Source organism: Streptomyces sp. NPDC050619 (genome assembly GCF_040654815.1).
Classification (GTDB): Bacteria; Actinomycetota; Actinomycetes; order Streptomycetales; family Streptomycetaceae; genus Streptomyces.
In genome coordinates this window covers 1-1,026 of record NZ_JBFAIR010000197.1, presented here as the reverse complement: position 1 = coordinate 1,026, position 1,026 = coordinate 1, and the positions used below count along the sequence as shown (strand labels likewise).

Genomic DNA, 1,026 nt, shown 5'->3' with positions numbered 1-1,026 from the left:
GCCGGGCGCGCCCGCCGCCGTGGTCGCGATGTTGTGCGCGGCGATGCCGTTGGTACCCGAGAAAGCGAACGTGTCGGTGCCACCGTTCGAAACCTTGATCACCCTCAATGTGGTCGGAAGCGTGTTGGTGAATCTGCAGGTGATGTTGGCGCCCGCCACCACGGCAGCGGCTGGAATGGTCGCAGTATTGCCCGACAGCGTCGCGATGTTGGCGTTTGGCGTTGTCGAGCTCGCATCCGTGCATACCACTTGCGTCGGATTGGCCGGCCAGCCCGCCGGCACGCTTGACTCCTGAATGGTGACCGCAGTACCCGCTGTTCCGACATGCGCCGTGACAGAGGTGACCGTCGCCGCGCCGGTGACCGAAATGGAATCGGCTGCGTTGGTCACGCCAGCCAAGGTGAAACCGAAGGTATTGGCGCCGGCTCCATTAGTGGTGGTCTTGGCCAGGGTCACCCGCGGCGGCAACTGGTCGGTATCGTTGGCGGTGTTGTTGTTCGAGTTCGGCTCGGTGACCCCAAGTGGCGCCGCGACTCTCGAATCATTGACCACGTTGCCGATTGCGTCCGCCAGTACCGTACAGGTGAAAGTCAACGTTACGGACTGGGTGCTGTTCAAATTGCCCAGCGCGATGCCTGCGCCGGTCAAGTTGGCGACGGTGAAGCTGCCCGCTGGGACGCCATTACCGGTGATCGTGACTGCATTGCCGGCCGGGCAGTTCAAATTGGCACCGGGTGTATCGGTGACGATCGCACCGACCACCGGATCAGGGCCGTTGTTGGTGACGACCAGTTGATAAGTCGTGTTCTGCCCGGGCAGCAACGTGTCGTTGGCCTGATCATTCTGCCCCGCTGCCGGCGTGTTGGTCTTGGTGATCGAAAAGTCGGCAATGGGATCCAGCGAAACGCCGACATAAAATTGATCGCCGGAACTGGAGAATTGAGAGCCCCAAGAGGGGCCGCCACCATCGCCGCGCAAGTAGACGCGGAAGGTCACGCTACTTATACCGGTACCATTAACCCTCAC

At 61.6% G+C, this 1,026-nt stretch carries 1 pseudogene; it reads right to left on the bottom strand.

The features are described 5' to 3' along the window. Positions 1–996 (bottom strand): annotated as a pseudogene (locus AB0I77_RS53995) (hypothetical protein); the annotation flags it as partial. Between the last annotated feature and the right edge of the window lie 30 nt (positions 997–1,026).